Here is a 23,464-nt window from a genome sequence, read left to right as displayed (position 1 = left end):
TGCCTTCATCCTTCATACGGCCCAACCGAAGGCAACCTTGCAGGGCGAGGGTGATCTCAGTCTGCATGTCTGCCAGCTTCTTCTGGATCAACTGGGTAGCCGCCAATGGTCGCCCGAACTGTTGACGATCCAGGGTGTACTGGCGCGCGGTATGCCAGCAGAACTCCGCGGCACCCAGCGCGCCCCACGAGATCCCGTAGCGCGCCGAGTTAAGGCAAGTGAACGGTCCTTTCAAGCCGCGCACATCAGGGAAGATGTTTTCTTCAGGCACAAACACGTTGTCCATGACGATCTCACCGGTGATCGACGCGCGCAGCCCGACCTTGCCGTGAATCGCTGGAGCACTCAGGCCTTTCCAACCCTTTTCCAGAACGAAGCCGCGGATGTCGCCTGCATCGTCCTTGCCCCACACCACGAATACATCGGCAATCGGGCTGTTGGTGATCCACATCTTGCTGCCGGTGAGGCTGTAGCCGCCATCCACCTTACGCGCACGAGTAATCATCGCGCCCGGGTCGGAACCATGGTTAGGCTCGGTCAGACCAAAGCAGCCAATCCATTCGCCAGAGGCCAGCTTTGGCAGGTATTTCTGCTTTTGCGCTTCGGTGCCGAACTCATTGATAGGCACCATCACCAGCGAGGACTGCACACTCATCATCGAACGGTAGCCAGAGTCCACACGCTCGACCTCACGTGCGATCAGGCCATAGCTGACGTAGTTCAAGCCGCTGCCACCGTACTGCTCTGGAATCATCGCCCCCAGCAGGCCGGTCTCACCCATCTCGCGGAAGATCGCAGGGTCGGTCTTTTCATGGCGGAAGGCTTCGAGCACACGCGGCGCCAGCTTGTCCTGAGCGAACTGCTCGGCACTGTCGCGCACCATGCGTTCTTCTTCGGTGAGCTGTGAATCCAGCAGCAGTGGATCGATCCAGTTGAAGCTTGCCTTACCGCCCATGAGTGAGTCCTCGCGAAGTAAATCAAAAGTCGTGCATGGAGCCTAGGCCGGGCAGGCGAAGAGGGCAAACGAGGTTTTTGCATAGCCTTGTGCTAATTTCTCACTCCGTAACATCCATAAGCGCTATAGATGCTCTTTACTTGTGAGGCGACGGTATATGCGCAGAAAGATTCCCAGCACGACAGCCCTGGTCAGTTTTGAAGCAGCAGCCCGCCACGAGAGCTTTACCAAGGCCGCGCAGGAGCTTTCAATCACCCAAGGCGCAATCTGCCGACAGATCGCCAGCCTTGAGGAGTTTTTGAGTGTCGAGCTGTTTCGACGCTCGCGCCGAGGCGTAAAACTGACAGAAGCCGGGCTTTCCTACAGCCGCCGGGTGGCTACACAGCTGGACGCGGTCGAGCGCGACACCTTGTCGGTCATGGGCCAGCAGGGCACAAACGTTATCGAACTGGCGGTGGTCCCGACCTTCGGCACCCAATGGCTGATCCCGCGCCTCAAGGACTTCCAGCGCCAACACCCCGAAGTCACCGTCAACCTCACCAACCGCACACGGCCTTTCCTGTTCGCCGATACCGAATTTGATGCCGCGATCTACTTTGGCGATGCCGACTGGTCCGGTACCGAATCCCACAAACTGATGGGAGAAAACCCACTCCCGGTGTGCAGCCCTCGCTTGCTGGGCGATCGCACGCACTTCACAGCGCAGGAAATCGCCGAACTGCCTCTTCTGCAGCAAACCACACGACCCTACGCCTGGCGCCAGTGGTTCAACGCGCAACAGCTGGACATACCCCGCGACATGACAGGGCCGCGTTACGAGCTATTCTCCATGTTGTCCCAGGCAGCCATACACGACATGGGCATTGCACTGATCCCACCGTTCCTTATTCAGAGAGAACTGAGCGAAGGGCACCTGGTGGTCGCCAGCCCTCTGGTATTGGCGAGCTCGAAGGCTTACTACCTGATGATTCCCGAGAGAAAAGTCGAATCTGCCTCTCTCCACGCATTCAGAGACTGGCTGATTGATCAGTCACAACGCTATAACCCCAATATCTAAAGGATAAAATCAATAAGCTGACCCTGTAGTCAAACAATACAAATACCTACATATGTATATATATGTCGCAATTTAGAAGACCGTAACTTTCATCCAAAAAAAGGCTTAAAGCCATGTTTATATTGGCCTGTAGCCATAAAGTCCCGGCGATACACAGCCATTCACATCGGCGATGGAAAAAAGCGCTGATATCAGCTTTAACCCTTTAACTGTATGTATTTTAAAGGTTTATAACCAAGCGTTGCGACAATCAGTCACAGGGTGACTTGTAGTTAATTTTTCGTCACCCGTCATAATCTCTTGAAGGCCGTAAAGTTCGCCTGCAAAATGCCGCGCCCCGCTGTGTTTCAGCGGGATCGTGCTGATCGGCCGCCCAGATGTGCCTCTTGCGGTGCACTGGCCTTTTTACAAAATCAAAGCAAAAAGATCATGCAGGAGATTTGACGTGCACATTGGTGTTCCTCTCGAAACCCAGACCGGTGAAACGCGGGTGGCTGCCACCCCGGAAACCATCAAGAAGCTGATCGGCCAGGGCCACAAGGTCACTGTGCAAAGCGGAGCAGGCGTCAATGCCAGTGTCGTCGACAGTGCCTATGAAGCGGCAGGCGCAACCATTGGCAGCGCCAGTGATGCATTCGGCGCCGAGTTGATCCTCAAGGTGGTCGCCCCCAATGACAGCGAACTGACGCTGATCAAAAGTGGCGCCGTGCTGGTGGGCATGCTCAATCCGTTCAGCAACGAAACCATCACCCGGCTGGCCGAGCATGGCGTCACAGCCTTTGCCCTTGAGGCCGCGCCGCGTACCTCCCGCGCGCAGAGCCTGGATGTGCTGTCTTCCCAAGCCAACATCGCCGGCTACAAGGCCGTGTTGCTCGCCGCCCATCACTACCCTCGCTTTATGCCAATGCTGATGACTGCCGCCGGCACAGTGAAAGCCGCCCGCGTGCTGATTCTCGGCGCAGGCGTAGCAGGACTGCAGGCGATCGCTACCGCGAAGCGTCTGGGCGCGGTCATCGAAGCGTCCGACGTGCGTCCGGCCGTAAAGGAACAGATCGAATCCCTGGGCGCCAAGTTCGTCGACGTGCCATACGAAACCGATGAAGAGCGTGAGTGCGCCGTCGGTGTTGGCGGCTACGCCCGCCCGATGCCAACAAGCTGGATGCAGCGTCAGGCCCTGGCCGTGCATGAGCGCGCCAAGCAAGCCGACATCGTCATCACCACCGCACTGATCCCGGGCCGCAAGGCACCGACCCTGCTCAGCGCCGAGACCGTCGCACAGATGAAGCCAGGCTCGGTGGTCATCGACCTCGCCGCAGCCCAAGGCGGCAACTGCCCGCTGACCGTGGCAGACCAAGTGGTCGTGGAAAACGGCGTGACCATCTGCGGCCCGACCAACCTGGCAGGCGCCGTCGCAGCCGACGCCTCGGCGCTGTACGCACGTAACCTGCTGGACTTCCTGAAGCTGGTCTTCACCAAGGAAGGGCAGTTTGAAATCAACCTCGAAGACGACATCGTCGCCGCGTGCCTGATGTGCCGCGACGGCCAAGTCATCCGCAAAAACGCCTAAGCAGGGATTCAGACGATGGAAGAGCTTATCTCCCCCGGTATCTACAACCTGATCATCTTCGTGCTGGCAATTTATGTCGGTTATCACGTGGTCTGGAACGTCACCCCGGCCTTGCATACCCCGCTGATGGCCGTGACCAACGCGATTTCGGCGATCGTGATCGTTGGCGCCATGCTGGCTGCCGCGCTCACCGTGACGCCGCTGGGCAAGACCATGGGCACCCTGGCTGTGGCCCTCGCTGCGGTCAATGTGTTCGGTGGCTTCCTGGTTACCCGCAGGATGCTTGAGATGTTCAAGAAGAAAGCCCCGAAAGTAAAAGAAGAGGCGCCGAAGTAATGAGCATGAATCTGGTTACGACGCTCTACCTGGTCGCGTCGATCTGCTTTATCCAGGCCCTCAAGGGCTTGTCACACCCAACCACTTCGCGGCGCGGCAACCTGTTCGGCATGCTCGGCATGGCACTGGCGGTGCTCACGACTGTGGGCCTCATCTATAAGCTCGGCGCCGAGCTGGCAACTGCAGGCATCGGCTACGTCATCGTCGGCCTGCTGGTCGGTGGCACCGCGGGCTCGATCATGGCCAAGCGCGTGGAAATGACCAAGATGCCGGAGCTGGTGGCGTTCATGCACAGCATGATCGGCCTGGCCGCGGTGTTTATTGCCATCGCCGCAGTCGTGGAGCCGCAATCCCTGGGCATCGTGAAACACCTGGGGGATTCGATTCCCGCAGGCAACCGCCTGGAGTTGTTCCTCGGCGCAGCCATCGGTGCAATTACCTTCTCCGGCTCGGTCATCGCCTTCGGCAAGCTGTCGGGCAAGTACAAGTTCCGCCTGTTCCAGGGCGCACCGGTACAGTTCGGCGGTCAGCACAAGCTGAACCTTGTGCTGGGACTGTTGACGCTGGGCCTGGGCCTGGCCTTCATGTTCACCGGCAACCTCGGCGCCTTCGCATTGATGCTGGCCCTGGCGTTCGTGCTGGGCGTGCTGATCATCATCCCGATTGGCGGCGCCGACATGCCGGTGGTCGTCTCGATGCTCAACAGTTACTCCGGCTGGGCAGCAGCGGGTATCGGCTTCTCGCTGAACAACTCGATGCTGATCATCGCCGGCTCGCTGGTGGGTTCAAGCGGCGCGATCCTCTCGTACATCATGTGCAAGGCGATGAACCGCTCCTTCTTTAATGTGCTGCTCGGCGGTTTCGGCAATACGGCAGACGCCGCCGGCCCGGCCGGTTCGAAAGAAGCGCGCCCGGTGAAGTCCGGTTCGGCTGACGATGCGACCTTCCTGCTGACCAACGCCGACACCGTGATCATCGTCCCGGGCTACGGCCTGGCGGTAGCACGGGCGCAACATGCGCTGAAAGAGCTGACCGAGAAGCTGACTCACCGCGGCGTGACCGTGAAGTACGCGATCCACCCGGTTGCCGGTCGCATGCCTGGCCACATGAACGTGCTGCTGGCCGAGGCAGAAGTGCCTTACGACCAGGTGTTCGAGATGGAAGACATCAATTCCGAGTTCGGCCAGGCCGACGTGGTGCTGGTACTTGGCGCCAACGACGTGGTCAACCCGGCAGCCAAGAACGATCCCAAATCGCCCATTGCGGGCATGCCGATCCTCGAAGCGTTCAAAGCCAAGACCATCATCGTCAACAAGCGCTCTATGGCCAGCGGCTATGCCGGCCTGGACAACGAACTGTTCTACCTGGACAAGACCATGATGGTCTTCGGCGACGCCAAGAAGGTCATCGAAGACATGGTCAAGGCCGTCGAATAAACACTGCGCCAGCGCAATACCCAAAACCCTGGCCTTTAGTAGGCTGGGGTTTTTTATTACCGATAGAAAACCGACAAAAGGCTCTAAATCGCTGCCTGGCATTCGACCATGGTAGCGGGACGAAACTTTTTGAAATCACTAGACTGCGCATCTTGCTTCCGTAGCCCGAGATAACAATCCATGTACCGTGATCGTATCCGCTTGCCTTCGTTGTTGAACAAGGTCATGAGCGCGGCTGACGCTGCTGCACTGATCCAGGACGGCATGACCGTCGGCATGAGCGGCTTCACCCGCGCCGGTGAAGCCAAGGCCGTGCCGCACGCCTTGGCCGAACGCGCCAAGACATCACCGCTGAAAATCACTCTGATGACCGGCGCCAGCCTGGGCAACGACCTGGACAAGCAACTGACCGAAGCCGGCGTACTGTCGCGACGCATGCCATTCCAGGTGGACAGCACGCTGCGCAAGGCGATCAACGCCGGCGAAGTGATGTTTATCGACCAGCACCTGTCCGAAACCGTCGAGCAACTGCGCAACAATCAGCTCAAGCTGCCCGACATTGCGGTGATAGAGGCCGTGGCGATCACCGAGCAAGGCCACATTGTTCCGACCACGTCTGTGGGTAACTCCGCCAGTTTCGCGATTTTCGCCAAGCAGGTGATCGTCGAGATCAACATGGCGCATAACCCGAACCTGGAAGGTCTGCACGACATCTATATCCCGAGCTATCGCCCGACCCGTACGCCAATTCCGTTGGTGGCCGTGGACGACCGTATCGGCAGCACCGCGATCCCGATCCCGCCGGAGAAGATCGTCGCCATCGTCATCACTAACCAATCGGACTCGGCCTCCACCGTGACGCCGCCCGACAGCGACACCCAGTCGATCGCCAATCACCTGATCAACTTCCTTAAAGAAGAAGTGGACGCCGGGCGCATGACCAACAAGCTAGGTCCGCTGCAGGCCGGCATCGGCAACATCGCCAACGCGGTGATGTGTGGCCTGATCGAGTCGCCGTTCGAAGACCTGACGATGTATTCGGAAGTCCTGCAGGACTCCACGTTCGACCTGATCGACGCCGGTAAACTCAGCTTCGCCTCCGGTAGCTCGATCACGTTGTCGGAGCGTCGCAACGCCGACGTGTTCGGCAACCTGGAACGCTATAAAGAGAAGCTGGTGCTGCGGCCTCAGGAAATCTCCAACCACCCGGAAGTGGTGCGGCGCCTGGGCATCATTGGTATCAACACCGCACTGGAGTTCGACATCTACGGCAACGTCAACTCCACCCATGTCTGCGGCACGCGGATGATGAACGGGATTGGCGGCTCGGGCGACTTTGCGCGTAACGCGCACCTGGCGATCTTTGTCACCAAGTCGATCGCCAAGGCTGGCGCGATTTCCAGCGTGGTGCCGATGGTCAGCCATGTGGATCATACCGAGCATGACGTCGACATCCTCGTGACCGAGGTCGGCCTGGCGGATCTGCGGGGCCTGGCGCCGCGGGAGCGGGCTCGGGTCATCATCGACAACTGCGTGCACCCGGCGTACCGCGATGCCCTGAACACGTACTTCACCCAAGCCTGTGCTCTAGGCGGTCACACCCCGCATATCCTGCGAGAAGCCCTGAGTTGGCACATCAACCTGGAAGAAACCGGGCATATGCTGAAGGCGTGATTGATACAGATTCGGACTGATGCAAACACAGCTTCATCAGTCCGGGTTTCCAAACCCAATTTTTATAAAAAACTGTACTGCTGTACCGGTCATTTCCTACCGAAAAATCCTACCCACACCTCCAAAATCATCTAAAACGCACCATTAAAGTGCTCATAGGTACAGTTGCCCCAAATTCGTACAGTACAGCCTCTATAAACAGTTAACTGGCCCCTCACAATACAGGTGAACTGTATCTAGAGAGTCTTGCGCCGGAGGAGGATCATTGGCATCAGTTAAACCACTACCTAATCCCGCCACAAGCGGAAGGATGTCATCATGGAACGTACACTCAGTTCCGATCTGTTCTTCGAAGAAAAAGCTGTAAACACCCAGGCTTCCCTGCCTCTGCGCGTTCTCGCCAACCTGATGTTGTGGCAGCGCCGCATCTCCAGCCGCCATCAACTGGCTCGCCTGGATTCGCGTCTGCTGGCTGACGCCGGTATCAGCGAAGCACAACGCTACGAAGAGCTGAGCAAGCCGTTCTGGCGCTAATTAGCGTCCGCTGGCCCTGACCCACCGGATCCACCGCCAGCACTCCGAATTGTTGAAGCAAAACCCGCCCCGGGTAACCGGAGGCGGGTTTTGTGGTTTCTGGGGTTTGGATTTTCAAGGGCGAAAACAGTAGGCTCTCATACGGACAGGTACAGTTTAAAAACAATAACAATTAAGCAGTACAATTGAGCCTTGGTGTATCTGTACCGGTAATACCTTCCGGCCCAACATGGTGTTTCAGAACCTCATGAAAGGCGCTCGTCATGACGATCCAAATTCAGCAACGCCCGCTGTTGATACGGCTACTCAAGCGCACGACCGCGGCGCTCGCCCGGTGGGGGCAACGTACCCGCACACGCAGGCTGCTGGCTCAACTGGATCCGCGGGAATTATCTGACGCGGGAATCAGTCACGGGGACCGAGCATCTGAGCTGTCCAAATCGTTCTGGAGCGAGTAATCAGCTCGGGTGGCTATCCGAACGGATAAACGGCGGCTTAATATCCGGTTACCACGTGGCGAACCCTGTAGAACGGGCGTCTGATGCCCATGGTCCCGCTGCTCACTTAGCGGCTTTGTGCCACCTTTATTCGTTCATCCACAGGAGTCACCCCATGTCCCGTCTTCGCCTGCTAAGCACTGCAGCCCTGCTGGTCCTGGCTGCCAATGCCAACGCCTCCAGCCTGATCGTGACCACGGACTCGATCGTCGGCGCACTGAAAGCCACCTCAGATGCGACCTCCGACGCCACATCCTCCCTGCGTGACAACAAAGTCGTACGTGCCGCCCGCGACGACGCCGCCAGCTTTGTCGCCAGCGAAGGCGCCATCCGTGGTGTGAAACTGGAAAGCGCCCTGGCCCAGATCCGCCAACAGGCCCCACAACTGAACATCGCGACTGACGCTCAACTGGCCCAGGCGATCCTGGCCATCTGACCGCAGGCGAGGAAGAAGGGAGCGCCAAACGCTCCCTGAAACCTCCGCGCTGGCTCTCGCACGGGCATTGCGCTAGCCTTGGCGCTCGCTTTCAGTTGTCGAGTCCCATGGCTTTTTCATACCGCCTGTTGATCGTTCCCGTAATGTTTTGCGCCTGCTGGTCCACGCAAGTTCTGGCCTTTGACCTGTCCACCCAGAGCCTCGTTGTCAGTGCATACGCCACCAGCAAAGTGACCTCCGCACCGTTCGACCATAAACTGATACTGGCCGCCCAGGATGACGCTGCCGCTTTCATTGCCACTGACGGCCAATGGCGGGGAGCCCGACTGGAGTCAGCGCTGGATTATCTGCGCCATGCCCAGCCAAAACTTAACGCCAGTGACCTTGAACTGGCGCAAGCAATTCTCGTCCAATAATCATCTTTGTATTTCGGAGTCTTTCCATGCGTAGCCCGCTGATCGCCGCCGCTCTCGGCCTGCTGTTGTTGGCCGGTGTTGCCCAGGCACAAACCCTGAAGGCCACCAGTAACATCATCGTCCGCGCCTCGGCCCGCACCATTGATTTTACCTCGGACACCACCACATCCATCCGCGACTCGAAAGTCGTGCGCGAGGCCCACGACGACGCGGCCAGTTTCGTCGCCAGCGATGGCGAGATTCGTGGCGCCCAATTGGAAGCTGCTTTCGACACCCTGCGAACCCACGTGCCAGAAGCCCGCGACGCCAGCGACCAGGTCCTCGCCGAAGCTATCCTCTCTCTGTGAGGCAAATCGCCGCCTGGCTACTGGCCGGCACGCTGCTGCTCGGCGCCAGCGCGGCTCAGGCCGACCTGCAACTACGGCTCAAGACCGATGGCTTGAGCCCTGCTCAGCAACAAGCCAGCCAGGCATTGCTGGATGAAGCGATGCAGGCGTTGCCCCCGCGTTTCATCCAGCAACTGGACCGGACCATCGACGTCGGCTGGACCGACAAGATGCCCGAGAACGCCTACGGCCAGGCCTCGCTGGTGTCCGAACTGGACCTCAACAGCAACCTGCTGGACAGCCTCACCGACGGCAGCGCCGCAACCCAAAAAACCAATCGCCCCCACGGTACCGTGCGCCGGGAAATGCTCGCCACCGTGCTGCATGAGCTGACCCACATTTACGACCGCGCCCGCCTGTGGCCCAGCGCCGACCGCAAGCTGATCCAGCGCTGCAGTCGCCAGAACAACATCACTGGCCTGATCGGCCTGCCCGATCAATGCCGTGGCCAGAACGACCGCCGCTTTACCCTCAGCGATGACCCGCGCCTGTTGGACCTCGCCGGGTGGCCGCAATACGTCGGTCGCCGCGGCGAACGTGAACAGAACAACCACCAGGTCGCCCGCAGCCCGGACATCTACGAAACCACCAGCCCGCTTGAGTTCGTCGCGGTCAACATGGAGTACTTCCTCCTCGACCCGAGCTACGCCTGCCGCCGGCCTTCGCTGTACCGCTATTACAAGGAACACTTTGGCTGGGCGCCGCCGGCCAAGGACACCTGCGCCAAAACCTACGCCTTCCTGAATGCCGGCAACGACTTCGCCAAGACGCCACTGGGCCAGGTCGATCCCGAGCGGGTCTATGAAATCGACTACCTGCTGGCCGAAGCCAACCAGAACCTGGTGAGCCGCTGGGGCCACAGCATGTTGCGCCTGGTGATCTGCGCCCCAGGCCGGCCACGCGGCCCGGACTGCCGACTGGACCTGGACCAGCACCTGGTTCTGTCTTACCGCGCGTTTGTCGGGGACGTACAGCTTTCAAGCTGGGACGGACTGATCGGCAAGTACCCGTCGCGGCTGTTCGTGCTGCCGCTGTCCCAGGTCATCGACGAGTACACCAAGACCGAACTGCGTGGCCTGGCCTCGGTGCCCCTGAAACTCACGCGCCAGGAGATCAACGACACCGTTGAACACGCCGCCGAAATGCACTGGAGCTATGACGGCAACTACTTCTTCATCTCCAACAACTGCGCAGTCGAAAGCCTGAAACTGTTACGCAGCGGCAGCGCCAACCCGCAACTGACTGGCCTGGACAACATCACGCCGAATGGCCTGTTGGAAGTCCTAAAGGGCCGGGGCCTGGCCGATACCAGCGTGCTGGATGACAAAAAGCGCGCGCTGCGCCTCGGCTATCACTTCGATTCCTTCCGCGAGCGTTACCAAGCGATGTTCGAGGTGCTGAAAAAGCGCCTGCCGATCAAACAGGCCGAGGTCGAGGATTGGTTGTCCCTGAGCGCGGAGGAACGTCGCCCATGGTTCGCCGACGCGGACCTGCGCGCCAGCGCGGCCTTGCTACTGCTGGAGCAGGCGAGCTTTCGCAAGCAGCTCATGCTGGCCCAGGATGAAGTCAAACAACGCTACCTCGGCGCCCGCGAGTTGAAAAACGGCGGCATGGAGAAAGCCAACGCCACCTTGCAGCAGATCCTCGCCAACAGCGGCTTCCTCAGTCGCCCCGCAGAGCTGCTGGGTACCAGCGGTTATGGCTTGCCACAGCCCACGGAATCCCAGCGCCTGGAATCGGAAAGCGCCGCGCGCCAGAAGCAATTGCAGTCGCTGACGGGCGACCTGGACAAAGAGGTGAGGGCGCTGCTGGAGCCGTCACGCGCCGCAGAGATTGCCGCGTGTGAAGCGAACCTCAAGCTGCTGGGCGAGCACTTGCGCGCCTTGCACAAGGCCTCCGGCGGATTCGAGCTGCCCTAGAGCACCTCTTCATTCTCTTCCGGCAACTGCTCATCCAGATGCAACCACGGCAATCGGCTCCCTACCCAAATATGCCGATCTGCCGGGGCTCGCTCCGGGTGATCCAGGGTCGCGATGGTCACATCGATACTCTCGGGGCTCAGGCGGGTCACCAATGCCAGGTGCGCCCCACAGTTCGAACAGAAATACCGCACACACGTCGATGACGATTCGTACTGGGCCGGCGTTCCCGCCACCCAGGCAAATGCGGAACGGGGCAGGGTGATCCAGGTGGTCACCAACCCTCCACTGACCCGCCGGCAAATCGAACAATGGCAGTGGGCAATGTCCACCAACGCCCCGCTGAACTGATAACGCACCCGGCCGCAATGGCAGCCGCCTTGGTGTTGCTCATGCATGCTTTGTCTCCAATATCCTCATTTCATATAGGACCAGTCGTCACTCAACGTAGCCTGTTTCTTAAGCGAAAGCTGGCTGAAAGCTTCCGGGACTAGGATCGCCCACCACTACCGGCAACAGACCGGTTATTAACAACAACAATGGTGATTCCCGATGTCCGCTCGTACCCGCCTGTTTGCCCCAACTCCACCCGTACGCCTCGTGCTGTTCGTTCTGCGCTGACCCCAACCGGTTCGCCATTCCCTAGCCGCGCTACGCCTGGAGTATTCCTATGCTGACTTTCCTTGGCTTTGCCATGGTCATCACGTTCATGTTCCTGATCATGACCAAGCGCCTGTCCGCGCTGATTGCCCTGATCATCGTGCCGATCCTGTTCGCGCTGTTCGGCGGCTTTGCGCCGAAGATCGGCCCGATGATGCTCGAAGGCATCACCAAGCTCGCGCCGACCGGCGTGATGCTGATGTTCGCCATTCTCTACTTTGCCCTGATGATCGACTCCGGCCTGTTCGACCCGGCCGTGCGCAAGATCCTCAAGCTGGTCAAAGGCGACCCGTTGAAGGTCTCGGTCGGCACCGCCGTACTGGCGTTGGTGGTCTCGCTGGACGGTGACGGCGCCACCACCTACATGATCTGCGTGGCCGCCATGCTGCCGCTGTACAAGCGCATAGGCATGAGCCCGCGGATCATGGCCGGCCTGATCATCCTCGCCGGCGGCGTGATGAACATGACCCCGTGGGGCGGCCCGACTGCCCGTGCGGCCAGTGCGCTGCATGTAGACCCGTCGGACATTTTCGTGCCGATGATCCCGGCGATGCTGGCGGGCGTGGTTGCGATTCTGGTGATTGCCTACATGTACGGCAAACGCGAACGTGCGCGCCTCGGCGAACTGCACCTGCACGGCGACGAGATCGACCACAGCGAAATCAGCGTTTCACAGTACCCGGATGCACGCCGTCCGAAGCTGATCTGGTTCAACGGCGCGCTCACCCTGGCCCTGATGTGCACCCTGATCGCCGGCCTGCTGCCGCTGCCCGTGCTGTTCATGGTGGCCTTCAGTATCGCGATGATCGTCAACTACCCATGCCTGCAAATGCAGAAAGACCGCGTCGCCGCCCACGCCGGCAGCGTACTGGCGGTGGTCGGGTTGATCTTCGCCGCCGGTATCTTCACCGGTATTCTGTCCGGTACCGGCATGGTCGACGCCATGTCCAAGAGCCTGCTCGCAGTCATCCCTGACGCCCTCGGCCCTTACCTGGCGGTGATCACGGCGCTGGTGAGCATGCCGTTTACCTTCTTCATGTCCAACGATGCCTTCTACTACGGCGTACTGCCGGTACTGGCCGAAGCTGCCAGCCATTACGGCATCACTGCCGTAGAGATGGCCCGCGCCTCGATCGTTGGCCAACCCGTGCACTTGTTGAGCCCACTGGTTCCATCGACCTACTTGTTGGTGGCGCTGGCGGGTATCGAATTTGGCGATCACCAGCGCTTCACCCTCAAGTGGGCGGTGCTGGTGTGCCTGTGCATAATGGTCGCGGCGTTGCTGATGGGGATTTTTCCGCTGTTCAGCACTCTGTAATCGTACAACTCACCGCGCCGGATCTTAAGGCTGGCGCGGTCCAAACTCGTTCAAAGGACTACACATGGAATGGCTGACCAATCCAGAAATCTGGATTGCCTTCTTCACCCTGACTGCCCTCGAAATCGTCTTGGGCATCGATAACATCATCATGATTTCGATCCTGGTCAGCCGCATGCCCAAGCACATGCAGGCCCGCACCCGGATCTTCGGCCTGGCCCTGGCCATGGTCACGCGAATCATGTTGCTACTGTCGATTACGTGGGTGATGCGCCTCACCGACGACCTGTTCGTGGTGTTCGGCCAAGGCATTTCCGGCCGCGACCTGATCCTGTTCTTTGGTGGCCTGTTCCTGCTCTGGAAAAGCTCCCAGGAGATGTACCACGCGCTGGAAGGTGAAGACGAAACCCACGACGAACCGAAAGGTGCCGGTGGCCAGTTCATCTACACCATCATCCAGATCGCGATCATCGACATCGTGTTCTCGCTGGACTCGGTGATTACCGCCGTTGGTATGGTTTCCCACGTACCGGTGATGGTGGCCGCGATCATCGTCGCCGTACTGGTGATGATGATGGCCGCTGGCACCATCAGCGATTTCATCGACAAACACCCGTCGTTGAAAATGCTGGCGCTGTCGTTCCTGCTGGTGGTGGGTACCGTGCTGATCGCCGAGGCCTTCGACGTACACGTGCCAAAAGGCTACGTTTACTTCGCCATGGCGTTCTCCCTGGCGGTAGAAGCGGTGAACATCAAGATGCGCACTGCCATCAACAAAAAGAAGAAACAGCAGGACCCTGTGAAACTGCGCAAGGACATTCCGGGTCAATAACCTGGAACTCCTGTAGAAGCGAGCTTGCTCGCGAAGATCGCCAACGATAACGCGCGCAGTCTGATTGAACGCGTTGTCCTTGAGTGCTTCGCGAGCAAGCTCGCTCCTGCAAAGCCCCTTTTTTTCATCTGCAAAAAGCTGATTTCATGACAGTTTTGTTTCAATCCCGACTTTAGCTATGCGATGCTGGCGCAGAGCCCATTCGCCAACTACAGCTTAAGTACAAGACGTAGAAAGGCACGCGGCACTATTCACTTGCTCCGATTGGGGCACGACTCAACACAGGGGGCCCAGCATGCTGACCCTGCTCAATCTGCTTTCCGCGGTAACCCTGCTGATCTGGGGCACGCACATCGTCCGTACCGGCATCCTGCGGGTTTACGGTTCCAACCTGCGCCAGGTCATCGGGCAGAACATGTCCAAGCGTTGGCTGGCGTTTATCGCCGGCATCCTGGTAACGGCCATGGTGCAAAGCAGCAACGCCACGGCGATGCTGGTGACCTCGTTTGTCGGCCAGGGCTTGATGGGCCTGATGCCCGCCCTGGCGACCATGCTCGGTGCCGACGTCGGTACCGCGCTGATGGCCCGGGTGCTGACCTTTGACTTGTCGTGGCTGTCGCCGCTGTTGATTTTTCTCGGGGTGATTTTCTTCCTGTCGCGCAAACAGACGCGTGCCGGGCAGATGGGCCGCGTCGGAATCGGCCTCGGGCTGATCATCCTCGCACTGCAACTGATCGTCGAAGCTGCGGGCCCGATTACTCACGCGCAGGGCGTTAAAGTCCTGTTCGCCTCGCTGACCGGCGACATCTTGCTCGATGCCCTGGTCGGCGCACTGTTCGCGATGATTTCCTACTCCAGCCTGGCCGCCGTCCTGCTGACCGCGACCCTGGCCGGTGCCGGCGTGATCGGCCTGCACGTGGCCATCGGCCTGGTGATCGGCGCCAACATCGGCAGCGGCGTGCTGGCCTTTCTCAGCACCAGCATGCAGAACGCCGCCGGGCGCCAGGTGGCCTTGGGCAGCCTGCTGTACAAGCTGATCGGCTTGCTGCTGATCATCCCGGTACTCGACCCGCTGGTCGGTTGGATGGACGGCCTGGACTACAGCGCCCAAGGCATGGTGATCACCTTTCACCTGCTCTATAACGTCACTCGCTGCCTGATCCTGCTGCCCACCATTGGCCCGATGTCCCGCTTGTGCGCCTGGTTGCTGCCGGAGCGCGAGGAGGTCAACGGCTTGGCCAAGCCACGCCACTTGGACCTGGCAGCACTCGCCACCCCAAGCCTTGCACTGGCCAACGCCGCCCGCGAAACCCTGCGCCTGGGCGACCTGATCGACAACATGCTGACCTCAATGCTGGAAGTGCTGCGGGGCAAGCAGACCGCCATCACCCAGGAAATGCGCAGCCTGAGCGACGATGTCGAGGCGCTTTACAGCGCGATCAAACTCTACCTCGCGCAAATGCCCCGGGAAGACCTCAGCGAGCAAGACAGCCGGCGCTGGGCCGAGATCATCGAACTGTCGATCAACCTGAAACTGGCCGGCGACCTGATCGAACGCATGCTGCGCAAGGTCCAGCAGCAAAAGACCTCCCAGCGCCGCTCGTTCTCCGAAGTCGGCCTGGAGGAGCTGGCCGGCCTGCAATCTCAGTTGATCGCCAACCTGCGCCTGGGCCTGTCGGTGTTCCTCAGCGCCGACCCGGAAAGCGCCCGGCAATTGCTGCGGGAGAAACGTCGTTTTCGCGCCCAGGAGCGTCGCCTGGCCCACGCCCACGTCAGCCGCTTGCAACGTAAAATCGTACAGAGCCTGGAGACCAGTTCCCTGCACCTGGAGCTGATTGCTGACATGAAGCGTCTCAATTCTCTGTTCTGCAGCAGCGCTTATGTGGTGCTCGAAACCACCGACACCGGCGCGCTCTCGGCGGACGATATTGCCGACATCACCCATTCGCCCTGAACGTACGACGGCGAGTGAAGTCAGTTAACAACGGACCTCATTCGCCAGGAAGCCTGTTATGCGTCGCCTGCTATTCGCCTGCCTGCTCATCGGCTCGGCCCACACCTTTGCCTTTGACCGCTTGCAAGTCGAGGGCTACACACTGCCCAACGGCCTGCAATTGCTGCTCAAACCGGGCACTGAGCGCGGCCACGTAGCCATTCGCCTGGTGGTGGGTGTGGGCCTGGATGACTTCGTTTGCGAAGACAAGGAGCTGCCGCACCTGCTGGAACACCTGCTGTTCAGCGGTATCGACGGCGGCGGCGAAGGTGAGCTGGAAGAGCGCATGCAAGCCCTCGGCGGTGACTGGAACGCCTACACCAGCAACGCCGACACCACCTTCGTCATCGAGGCTCCGGCGCAAAACCAGCGCAAGGTGCTCGACCTGCTGCTGGCCATCATCACCCGCACCGAACTGACCGACGCCAACATCAACGCCGCCAAACAAGTGGTGGAGCGCGAAGACGGCGGCCACTACTCGCACCTGCAACGCCTGCTGGATCGCCAGGACCTCGGCCACAAGGCCAGCAGCCAGCTTGCCGTGGAGCTGGGCCTCAAATGCGCCGAGCGGGCCGAAGTCGAGCACCTGACCCGCAACCAGTTGGAAAAACTGCGCAAGGCCTGGTACGCCCCCAACAACATGACCCTGATCATCGTCGGCGACCTCGACAAGCTGCTGCCGGCCTACCTCGAACGCACCTACGGCGCGCTTGACCCGGTTGACCCCAGCGAACATCGCCCACTGCCGGAGATTCAACACGCCGCCGCCATCCGCCGCGATCTGATCCACGGCTGGGTCGGTGACAACGCCAAGCTGCACTGGTTATTCCCCGAGCCGGTGCTGGACGATCAGTACGATGAAACCTTCGACCTGCTCAAGGACTACCTGGACTGGGCACTGTATCGCCAACTGCGGCTGCAGCATGGTTTGTCCTACGGCCCATGGAGCGAGCGCGAAGTGCTGGGCGGCGTCGGCTTCATGAGCCTCAACGCCGACCTTGAGCGCAACGACCTGCCCGAAGCTGAGCAGGTGCTGGAAACCCTCAAGGCCCAACTGCTGCAGGACGGCCTCGACCCCGCCACCTTTGCCCGCCTGCAACAAGCCGCCATCGCCCGCCAGGCCTGGGCCGTTCAAGGCAACAGCGCGTTGGCCGACTATTACTGGAGTGCGTCGGGCGACTACGCCAAAGGGCGCTTCAGTGACCCGGCCAAGCGCATCAAGGCCGTCAGCCTGGCGCAGGCCAACCAGGCGATGCGCGAGCTGTTCAAGCAGAACGGCTACTGGCGCATCGAGAAACCGTTGTTCAGTTACGACACCCTCAACTGGATCGCCGCCGGTGCGCTGGGGCTGATTGCGATTGTGTTGCTCGGCGTGTGGCGTTATCGCAAAGGGATTGCGTAATGAGGCCCCGAGAAAACGGCTAAAACGTTATTCTGTCTGGGATTTCCCCTACAAAGACTGTGAACTGCCGAATGCCTATCCTGACCCACTACATCCAGCGCATCCTCGAGCTGATGAAGCGCTACCCAGGGGTGATTGCACTCGGCGGCTTCATCTCGGGTGTGGGCAGCTTCATCCTGGTGGATCGCCAGCAAGACATGGCCAGCTGGATCGCGGTCATCATGCTGGTGAGTTGGTTATGGCTGATGCTCGAAAACAGCCTCACCCAGCTGTTCAGCAAAGTCTTCAAACGGGAAATTCCCGAACCGCTGCTGCGCTACGCCACGCAGATGATCCACCAGGAAAGCCTGTTTTTTGTCCTGCCGTTCTTTTTTGTCACCACCACCTGGAACAGCGGCCAGTCGATTTTTACCGGCCTGCTGGGCGCGGCGGCGCTGGTCTCGATCATCGACCCGCTGTACTACAAGTGGCTGGCGCCCAAACGCTCGCTGTTTCTGGCACTGCATACCCTGACCCTGTTCGCAGCCCTGCTGACCGCGCTGCCGATCATCCTGCACCTGACCACCGCCGAGAGTTACAAACTGGCCCTCGGTGTGGCTATGGCGCTATCTATCCCGAGCCTGGCCGTCAGCCTGCCGCTGCGCAGCATCAAAGGCTGGGCGATGCTGCTGGGGGTTACCGCGGCAATTGGTTGCGCAGGCTGGTTCCTGCGCAGTTGGGTGCCGCCCGCCACGCTGTGGATGACCGAAGTGGCCATCAGCACTCAATTGCAGGACCGCACGCCCGGCGATGACCTGAAAGAAGTCAGCGCCGCCCAACTGCGCAGCAGCGGGTTGTATGCCTACACCGCCATCAACGCGCCGCGCGGGCTGGATGAGCGGATCTACCATGTGTGGAAATTCAACGGCAAAGAAGTCGACCGTATCGCCCTGGATATCCATGGCGGGCGCAAGGAAGGTTATCGGGCCTGGACCCACAAGCAGAACTTCCCACCCGACTCGGTGGGACGCTGGCAGGTGCGGGTGCTGACCGAAGATGGTCAGGTGATCGGCGTGTTGCGCTTCAAGGTGACTGACCCCGGTCAGGGCGCTACAACGCCGGACGCGCCAAAGTAGGCAGGATCGTGCTATTACGTAGGAATTCTGGAATAGCCAAACAAGCTCGGAGCTTATGACCAGTAGCACAACGGCCGGTGCAGCCCATCTGGACACGTCCACCCAACCTCCACAACTGAGGATTACGGGGGATTGGACGCTTGCCCACTATGCCAACCTGAAGAAACTGTCGGAAAAGCTCGACGGCCAGTACGACGCTGGCGCGCGCATTGACCTTAACGGCCTCGGCGCCCTGGACACGGCCGGCGCCTCGCTGCTGGTGGAATTGCTCGGGCCCGAGCGCATCGAACAATCCGCCGAACAGACCGACTGCAGCCTCTCGACCGCCGACCGTGCACTGCTGAAAACCGTCTATCGCTCCCTGAACGACTTCTGTGTACCGGCCAAGGAAGCGGAAGAAGCCGCTGGCATCATGTTGCTGGCGCGCATCGGCAGCGCGGTGTACACCGTCTGGCAAGACGGCCTGAAGTTGCTGGGCTTTATCGGCCTGATCCTCGAAACCTTCGCCCGTGGCGTGTTCCGGCCCAAGCGTTGGCGCGTGACGCCAATGGTCGCGCATATCGAACAGACCGGCCTCGACGCCGCGCCCATTGTGGCCTTGCTGACCTTTTTGGTGGGCGCGGTGGTCGCGTTTCTCGGCGCCACGGTGCTGGCCAGTTTTGGCGCGAGCATTTTTACCGTGGACTTGGTGGCATTCTCGTTCCTGCGGGAATTCGGCGTGTTGCTCACCGCAATCCTGATGGCCGGCCGCACCGCGAGTGCCTTCACCGCGCAAATCGGCTCGATGAAGGCCAACGAAGAAATCGACGCTATTCGCACCCTGGGCCTCGACCCGATGGAGTTGCTGGTGCTGCCCCGCGTGCTGGCATTGCTGGTGGCGCTGCCGATGCTGACGTTCCTGGCAATGATCTCGGGGATTATCGGGGGTGGTGTGGTGTGCGCAGTGGCCCTGGATATTTCACCGGCGATGTTCCTCTCGCTGCTGCAATCGGACATCGGCGTACAGCACTTTATCGTCGGCATGATCAAGGCGCCGATCTTCGCCTTCTTGATTGCTGCCATCGGCTGCCTGGAAGGCTTCAAGGTCAGCGGCAGCGCCGAGTCCGTCGGCGCCCACACCACCTCCAGCGTGGTGCAATCGATTTTCGTGGTGATCGTGCTGGATGCGGTCGCCGCGCTGTTCTTCATGGAGATGGGCTGGTGAGTCGTTTACGCCGTGCGCCCACCGAGGCGGTGATCGAAGTCCGTGGGCTGTGCAACCGCTTTGGCCCGCAAAGCGTGCACGAGAACCTCGACCTGGATTTGTACAAGGGCGAAATCCTCGCCGTAGTCGGTGGCTCCGGCAGCGGCAAGTCGGTGCTGCTGCGCAGCATCATTGGCCTGCGCCAGCCCAGCGAAGGGCAAGTGCGGGTGTTCGGGCAGAACTTGCCGAGCCTCTCGGAGCACGAGCGCTCAATGGTGGAACGGCGCTTCGGTGTTCTGTTCCAGAAGGGCGCGCTGTTTTCCTCGCTGACGGTTACCGAAAACGTCGCCTTGCCGCTGATCGAACATGCCGGCCTCAGCCGTCCCGATGCCGAACACCTGGCGGCGGTGAAACTGGCGTTGGCCGGGTTGCCGCTGTCGGCCGCCGACAAATATCCATCAGCACTCTCCGGCGGCATGATCAAGCGTGCGGCCCTGGCCCGTGCCCTGGCGCTGGACCCGGACATTCTGTTTCTCGACGAACCCACCGCCGGCCTTGACCCGATCGGCGCCGCCGCCTTCGACCAATTGATCCTGACCCTGCGCGATGCGTTGGGCCTGAGCGTGTTTCTGGTCACCCACGACCTCGACACGCTGTACACCATCACCGACCGCGTGGCGGTGCTGGCGCAGAAAAAGGTACTGGTGGCAGATGCCATCGATGTCGTCTCGGAAACCGACGACGCCTGGATTCACGAATACTTCCATGGCCCACGGGGCCGCGCGGCATTGGATGCCGCTCAACTGCTCAACGAGGTATGACATGGAAACCCGAGCCCATCATGTGATGATCGGTCTGTTCAGCGTGATCGTCGTGGTCGGCGCCATGCTGTTTGGCCTGTGGCTGGCCAAATCCAGCGTCGACAGCGCGTTTCAGGATTACGAAGTGATCTTCAACGAGGCGGTCAGTGGCTTGTCCCAGGGCAGTGCGGTGCAGTACAGCGGGATCAAGGTCGGCGATGTCACCAGCCTGCGCCTCGACCCGAAAGACCCGCGCCGGGTGTTGGCGCGCATCCGCCTGGCCGGGCAAACGCCGATCAAGGAAGACACCCAGGCCAAGCTGGCGCTGACCGGCATCACCGGTACCTCGATCATCCAGCTCAGCGGCGGTACACCCCAAAGCCCGGAGCTCAAGGGCAAGGACGGCGAACTGCCGCAAATCATCGCCTCGCCGTCGCCTATCGCCCGACTGCTGAACAACAGCAATGACCTGATGACCAGCATCAACCTGCTGCTGCACAACGCCAACCACATGTTCTCCCGGGAGAACGTCGACCGCCTCAGCAACACCCTGGATAACCTGCAACAGACCACCGGCGCGATTGCCGATCAACGCGGCGATATCAAGGTGGTGATGCAGCAATTGATGCAGGTGAGCAAACAGGCCAGCGCCACCCTGGAGCAAACCACCGCATTGATGCGCAACGCCAATGGTTTGCTCAATGATCAGGGCAAGCAGGTGTTCGGCAGCGCAGAAAAGGCCATGCAGTCCCTTCAACAAAGCACGGCCACCATCGACACCTTGCTGGCTAACAACAAGGACTCCCTCAACAGCGGCATGCAGGGTCTCAACGAACTGGCGCCAGCGGTGCGCGAGCTGCGGGAAACCCTGGGCTCGTTGCGCGCCATTTCCCGCCGCCTGGAAGCCAACCCCAGCGGTTACCTGCTGGGCAGCGACAAGAACAAGGAGTTCACGCCATGAAGCGTGCTTACCAAGTGATCGTCCCCGTCGCCCTGGCATTCGTCAGTGCGTGTTCGATCTTGCCCAAGGCGGACCCTTCGGACGTGTACCGGTTGCCTTCGGCGCAGACCACCACACAAGCCAGCCCCGTGACCTGGTCACTGCGCGTGGCCAAGCCGCAGACCAGCGAATTCCTCGACAGCCCGCGGATTGCGGTGGTGCCCAATGGCGACCTGATCAGCAGCTATGCGAATTCCCGCTGGAGCGATCCGTCACCGGTGCTGTTACGTAACCGGTTGCTGGACGGGTTCCAGCGGGATGGGCGGGTGACATTGCTGAGTACCGATGAGACCAATCTGCAGGCGGACTTTGAGCTGGGCGGGCAGTTACAGGCGTTTCAGAGTGAGTATCGCGGCAGTGCGGTTGAGGTGGTGATACGGCTGGATGCGCGGCTGGTTCGCGGCAGTGATCAGCGGATTATTGCCAGCAAGCGGTTTGAGGTGAGGCAGCCGGTGGGGGATACCAAGGTGCCGGCGGTGGTGGCCGGGTTTGGTCAGGCTGGGGATGTACTGAATAAACAGGTAGTGGATTGGGTGGTGGGCCAAGGCCACCCACCAATGTAGGAGCGAGCTTGCTCGCGAAAATCGTCAACGATAACGCGGGGAACCTGATACCCCGCGTCGTTCTCAGGCTTTTCGCGAGCAAGCTCGCTCCTACACGGATAGCGATTTAGCCGAAGAACCAGTAGCACACTGCAATCGCCGCAACCACGCCGGCAAACTCCGCCAACAACGCACACCCCACCGCATGCCGCGCCCGCTGGATTCCCACCGAGCCAAAGTACACCGCCAACACATAAAACGTGGTCTCGGTACTGCCCTGAATCGTCGCTGCTACCAGCGCAGGGAAGCTGTCCACGCCCTGGGTCTGCATCGTCTCAATCAGCATCGCCCGCGCCGCACTGCCGGAGAACGGCTTGACCATCGCCGTCGGCAACGCATCAACAAAGCGTGTATCCATGCCGGTCCAGGCCACCAGATGGCGAATCCCTTCCAGGCCGAAATCCAGCGCACCGGACGCCCGCAACACGCCCACCGCGCAGAGCATCGCCACCAGGTACGGCAGCAGGTTCTTGGCCACGTCGAAGCCTTCTTTAGCCCCTTCGACAAACGCCTCGTAGACCTTGACCTTGCGCAGCGCGCCAATCACCAGGAACAACATGATCAGCCCGAACAGCGTCAGGTTGCCGAGGATCGACGACAGCCCCGCCAGCGCAGTGGCTGAAAGCGTCGCCAGCAAGGCCATGAAGCCACCCAGTACCAGCGCACCCGGAATCAGATACGCAAGCACCACCGGGTCCCACAGCCGCAGGCGTTGCATCACCGCCACCGACAGCAGGCCCACCAGCGTCGAGGCGCTGGTGGCCAGCAGGATCGGCAGGAATACCAGCGTCGGGTCCGGTGCACCTTGCTGGGCGCGGTACATGAAGATGGTGACCGGCAGCAGGGTCAGGGAGGACGCGTTGAGCACCAGGAACAGGATTTGCGCGTTACTGGCGGTGTTGGGGATGGGGTTGAGCTCTTGCAGCGCCTTCATGGCCTTGAGGCCGATGGGCGTGGCCGCATTGTCGAGGCCCAGGCCGTTGGCGGCAAAGTTGAGGGTGATCAAGCCGATGGCCGGGTGGCCGGCGGGCACCTCCGGCATCAGGCGCCGGAACAGTGGCCCCAGGGCCTTGGCCAGCCAATCGACGATCCCGGCTTTCTCGGCGATGCGCAGGAAGCCCAGCCACAAGGTCAGCGTGCCGAACAGCAACACCATGACCTCGACCGACAGCTTGGCCATGGCGAATATGCTTTCCACCATCGCCGCAAAAATGCCGGCGTTACCGCCAATCAGCCATTGCGCCAGCGCGGACACCATCGCCACGATAAAAAAGCCAAGCCACAGGCCATTGAGCATCAGTTGAATCCCCCGAAAGATGGGGCGAATGATAGCGGGGCTGGCAGAA

The 23,464-nt window shown here is 60.4% G+C and carries 23 protein-coding genes (1 of these 23 only partly in view); 20 read left to right on the top strand and 3 right to left on the bottom strand.

Annotated features, from left to right (window positions below; translation table 11 throughout):
• Positions 1–955, bottom strand: partial view of an acyl-CoA dehydrogenase gene (locus HBJ59_RS21400; RefSeq protein WP_010168706.1) — the 5' portion only. It extends 227 nt beyond the left edge of the window; only the first 955 of its 1,182 coding nucleotides appear in the window; its start codon is at positions 953–955; the stop codon falls past the left edge of the window.
• A gap of 157 nt (positions 956–1,112) precedes the next feature.
• Here HBJ59_RS21400 and HBJ59_RS21395 point away from each other — a divergent pair, with 157 nt between their 5' ends.
• From HBJ59_RS21395 to HBJ59_RS21345, 11 genes are all read left to right on the top strand, one after another.
• Complete coding sequence (locus HBJ59_RS21395) at positions 1,113–2,012, top strand: LysR family transcriptional regulator (protein WP_167664669.1); 900 nt, start codon at positions 1,113–1,115, stop codon at positions 2,010–2,012.
• Between the two features lie 445 nt (positions 2,013–2,457).
• The gene (locus HBJ59_RS21390; RefSeq protein ID WP_063033683.1) at positions 2,458–3,579 is read left to right on the top strand and encodes a Re/Si-specific NAD(P)(+) transhydrogenase subunit alpha; all 1,122 of its coding nucleotides are present in this window, start codon (positions 2,458–2,460) and stop codon (positions 3,577–3,579) included.
• Between the two features lie 15 nt (positions 3,580–3,594).
• Positions 3,595–3,915 (top strand): NAD(P) transhydrogenase subunit alpha, encoded by a 321-nt coding sequence (locus HBJ59_RS21385; protein WP_003187417.1) that lies wholly within the window; start codon positions 3,595–3,597, stop codon positions 3,913–3,915.
• Positions 3,915–5,351, top strand: a complete 1,437-nt coding sequence (locus HBJ59_RS21380; protein ID WP_167664668.1) for an NAD(P)(+) transhydrogenase (Re/Si-specific) subunit beta — start codon at positions 3,915–3,917, stop codon at positions 5,349–5,351. Before HBJ59_RS21385 ends, HBJ59_RS21380 begins: the two co-directional genes overlap by 1 nt.
• Positions 5,352–5,531: 180 nt before the next feature.
• Positions 5,532–7,025, top strand: coding sequence for an acetyl-CoA hydrolase/transferase family protein (locus HBJ59_RS21375; RefSeq protein ID WP_076013347.1), 1,494 nt, complete (start codon positions 5,532–5,534; stop codon positions 7,023–7,025).
• 318 nt (positions 7,026–7,343) lie between these two features.
• Positions 7,344–7,559 (top strand): DUF1127 domain-containing protein, encoded by a 216-nt coding sequence (locus HBJ59_RS21370; protein ID WP_003214752.1) that lies wholly within the window; start codon positions 7,344–7,346, stop codon positions 7,557–7,559.
• A gap of 263 nt (positions 7,560–7,822) precedes the next feature.
• Positions 7,823–8,017 (top strand): DUF1127 domain-containing protein, encoded by a 195-nt coding sequence (locus HBJ59_RS21365; RefSeq protein WP_167664667.1) that lies wholly within the window; start codon positions 7,823–7,825, stop codon positions 8,015–8,017.
• Between the two features lie 154 nt (positions 8,018–8,171).
• Positions 8,172–8,492, top strand: coding sequence for a DUF2388 domain-containing protein (locus HBJ59_RS21360; protein ID WP_167664666.1), 321 nt, complete (start codon positions 8,172–8,174; stop codon positions 8,490–8,492).
• Between the two features lie 107 nt (positions 8,493–8,599).
• A complete protein-coding gene (locus HBJ59_RS21355; protein ID WP_076013344.1) occupies positions 8,600–8,908 on the top strand; it encodes a DUF2388 domain-containing protein in 309 nt (102 codons plus the stop codon).
• A 26-nt stretch (positions 8,909–8,934) separates the two neighbouring features.
• Entirely contained in the window at positions 8,935–9,255 is a 321-nt protein-coding gene (locus tag HBJ59_RS21350; RefSeq protein WP_167664665.1) for a DUF2388 domain-containing protein, read from the top strand.
• Positions 9,252–11,213, top strand: a complete 1,962-nt coding sequence (locus tag HBJ59_RS21345) for a DUF4105 domain-containing protein (protein WP_167664664.1) — start codon at positions 9,252–9,254, stop codon at positions 11,211–11,213. The genes HBJ59_RS21350 and HBJ59_RS21345 overlap by 4 nt, the downstream gene beginning before the upstream one ends.
• On the opposite strand, the gene HBJ59_RS21340 is transcribed toward HBJ59_RS21345, so the two are convergent.
• Positions 11,210–11,611 carry a GFA family protein gene (locus HBJ59_RS21340; RefSeq protein ID WP_167664663.1) on the bottom strand — a complete coding sequence of 134 codons (402 nt, stop codon included), beginning with the start codon at positions 11,609–11,611 and terminating at the stop codon, positions 11,210–11,212. The genes HBJ59_RS21345 and HBJ59_RS21340 overlap by 4 nt on opposite strands.
• A gap of 272 nt (positions 11,612–11,883) precedes the next feature.
• On the opposite strand from HBJ59_RS21340, the gene HBJ59_RS21335 reads away from it, so the two are divergent.
• From HBJ59_RS21335 to HBJ59_RS21295, 9 genes are all read left to right on the top strand, one after another.
• On the top strand, positions 11,884–13,191 hold the full coding sequence (locus HBJ59_RS21335) for a CitMHS family transporter (RefSeq protein WP_076013340.1): 1,308 nt from the start codon (positions 11,884–11,886) through the stop codon (positions 13,189–13,191).
• A gap of 64 nt (positions 13,192–13,255) precedes the next feature.
• Complete coding sequence (locus HBJ59_RS21330; protein WP_167664662.1) at positions 13,256–14,023, top strand: TerC family protein; 768 nt, start codon at positions 13,256–13,258, stop codon at positions 14,021–14,023.
• A 295-nt stretch (positions 14,024–14,318) separates the two neighbouring features.
• On the top strand, positions 14,319–15,977 hold the full coding sequence (locus HBJ59_RS21325) for a Na/Pi cotransporter family protein (RefSeq protein WP_076013338.1): 1,659 nt from the start codon (positions 14,319–14,321) through the stop codon (positions 15,975–15,977).
• A 58-nt stretch (positions 15,978–16,035) separates the two neighbouring features.
• The gene (locus HBJ59_RS21320) at positions 16,036–17,418 is read left to right on the top strand and encodes a pitrilysin family protein (protein ID WP_167664661.1); all 1,383 of its coding nucleotides are present in this window, start codon (positions 16,036–16,038) and stop codon (positions 17,416–17,418) included.
• A 71-nt stretch (positions 17,419–17,489) separates the two neighbouring features.
• Positions 17,490–18,533, top strand: a complete 1,044-nt coding sequence (locus tag HBJ59_RS21315) for a DUF5924 family protein (RefSeq protein ID WP_167664660.1) — start codon at positions 17,490–17,492, stop codon at positions 18,531–18,533.
• A 55-nt stretch (positions 18,534–18,588) separates the two neighbouring features.
• Positions 18,589–19,737, top strand: coding sequence for an ABC transporter permease (locus tag HBJ59_RS21310; protein ID WP_076013335.1), 1,149 nt, complete (start codon positions 18,589–18,591; stop codon positions 19,735–19,737).
• Positions 19,734–20,537 carry an ATP-binding cassette domain-containing protein gene (locus tag HBJ59_RS21305; protein ID WP_167664659.1) on the top strand — a complete coding sequence of 268 codons (804 nt, stop codon included), beginning with the start codon at positions 19,734–19,736 and terminating at the stop codon, positions 20,535–20,537. The genes HBJ59_RS21310 and HBJ59_RS21305 overlap by 4 nt, the downstream gene beginning before the upstream one ends.
• 1 nt (position 20,538) lies before the next feature.
• Positions 20,539–21,477, top strand: a complete 939-nt coding sequence (locus tag HBJ59_RS21300) for an MlaD family protein (protein WP_076013334.1) — start codon at positions 20,539–20,541, stop codon at positions 21,475–21,477.
• A complete protein-coding gene (locus HBJ59_RS21295) occupies positions 21,474–22,079 on the top strand; it encodes an ABC-type transport auxiliary lipoprotein family protein (RefSeq protein WP_167664658.1) in 606 nt (201 codons plus the stop codon). The genes HBJ59_RS21300 and HBJ59_RS21295 overlap by 4 nt, the downstream gene beginning before the upstream one ends.
• Positions 22,080–22,185: 106 nt before the next feature.
• Here the strand turns inward: HBJ59_RS21295 and HBJ59_RS21290 are convergent, their stop codons facing one another.
• Positions 22,186–23,415, bottom strand: a complete 1,230-nt coding sequence (locus tag HBJ59_RS21290; RefSeq protein WP_167664657.1) for a nucleoside recognition domain-containing protein — start codon at positions 23,413–23,415, stop codon at positions 22,186–22,188.
• Positions 23,416–23,464: the final 49 nt, after the last annotated feature.

The organism is Pseudomonas sp. AN3A02, assembly GCF_011765255.1.
Lineage (GTDB): Bacteria > Pseudomonadota > Gammaproteobacteria > Pseudomonadales > Pseudomonadaceae > Aquipseudomonas.
This window is presented reverse-complemented; position numbering and strand designations above follow the sequence as displayed.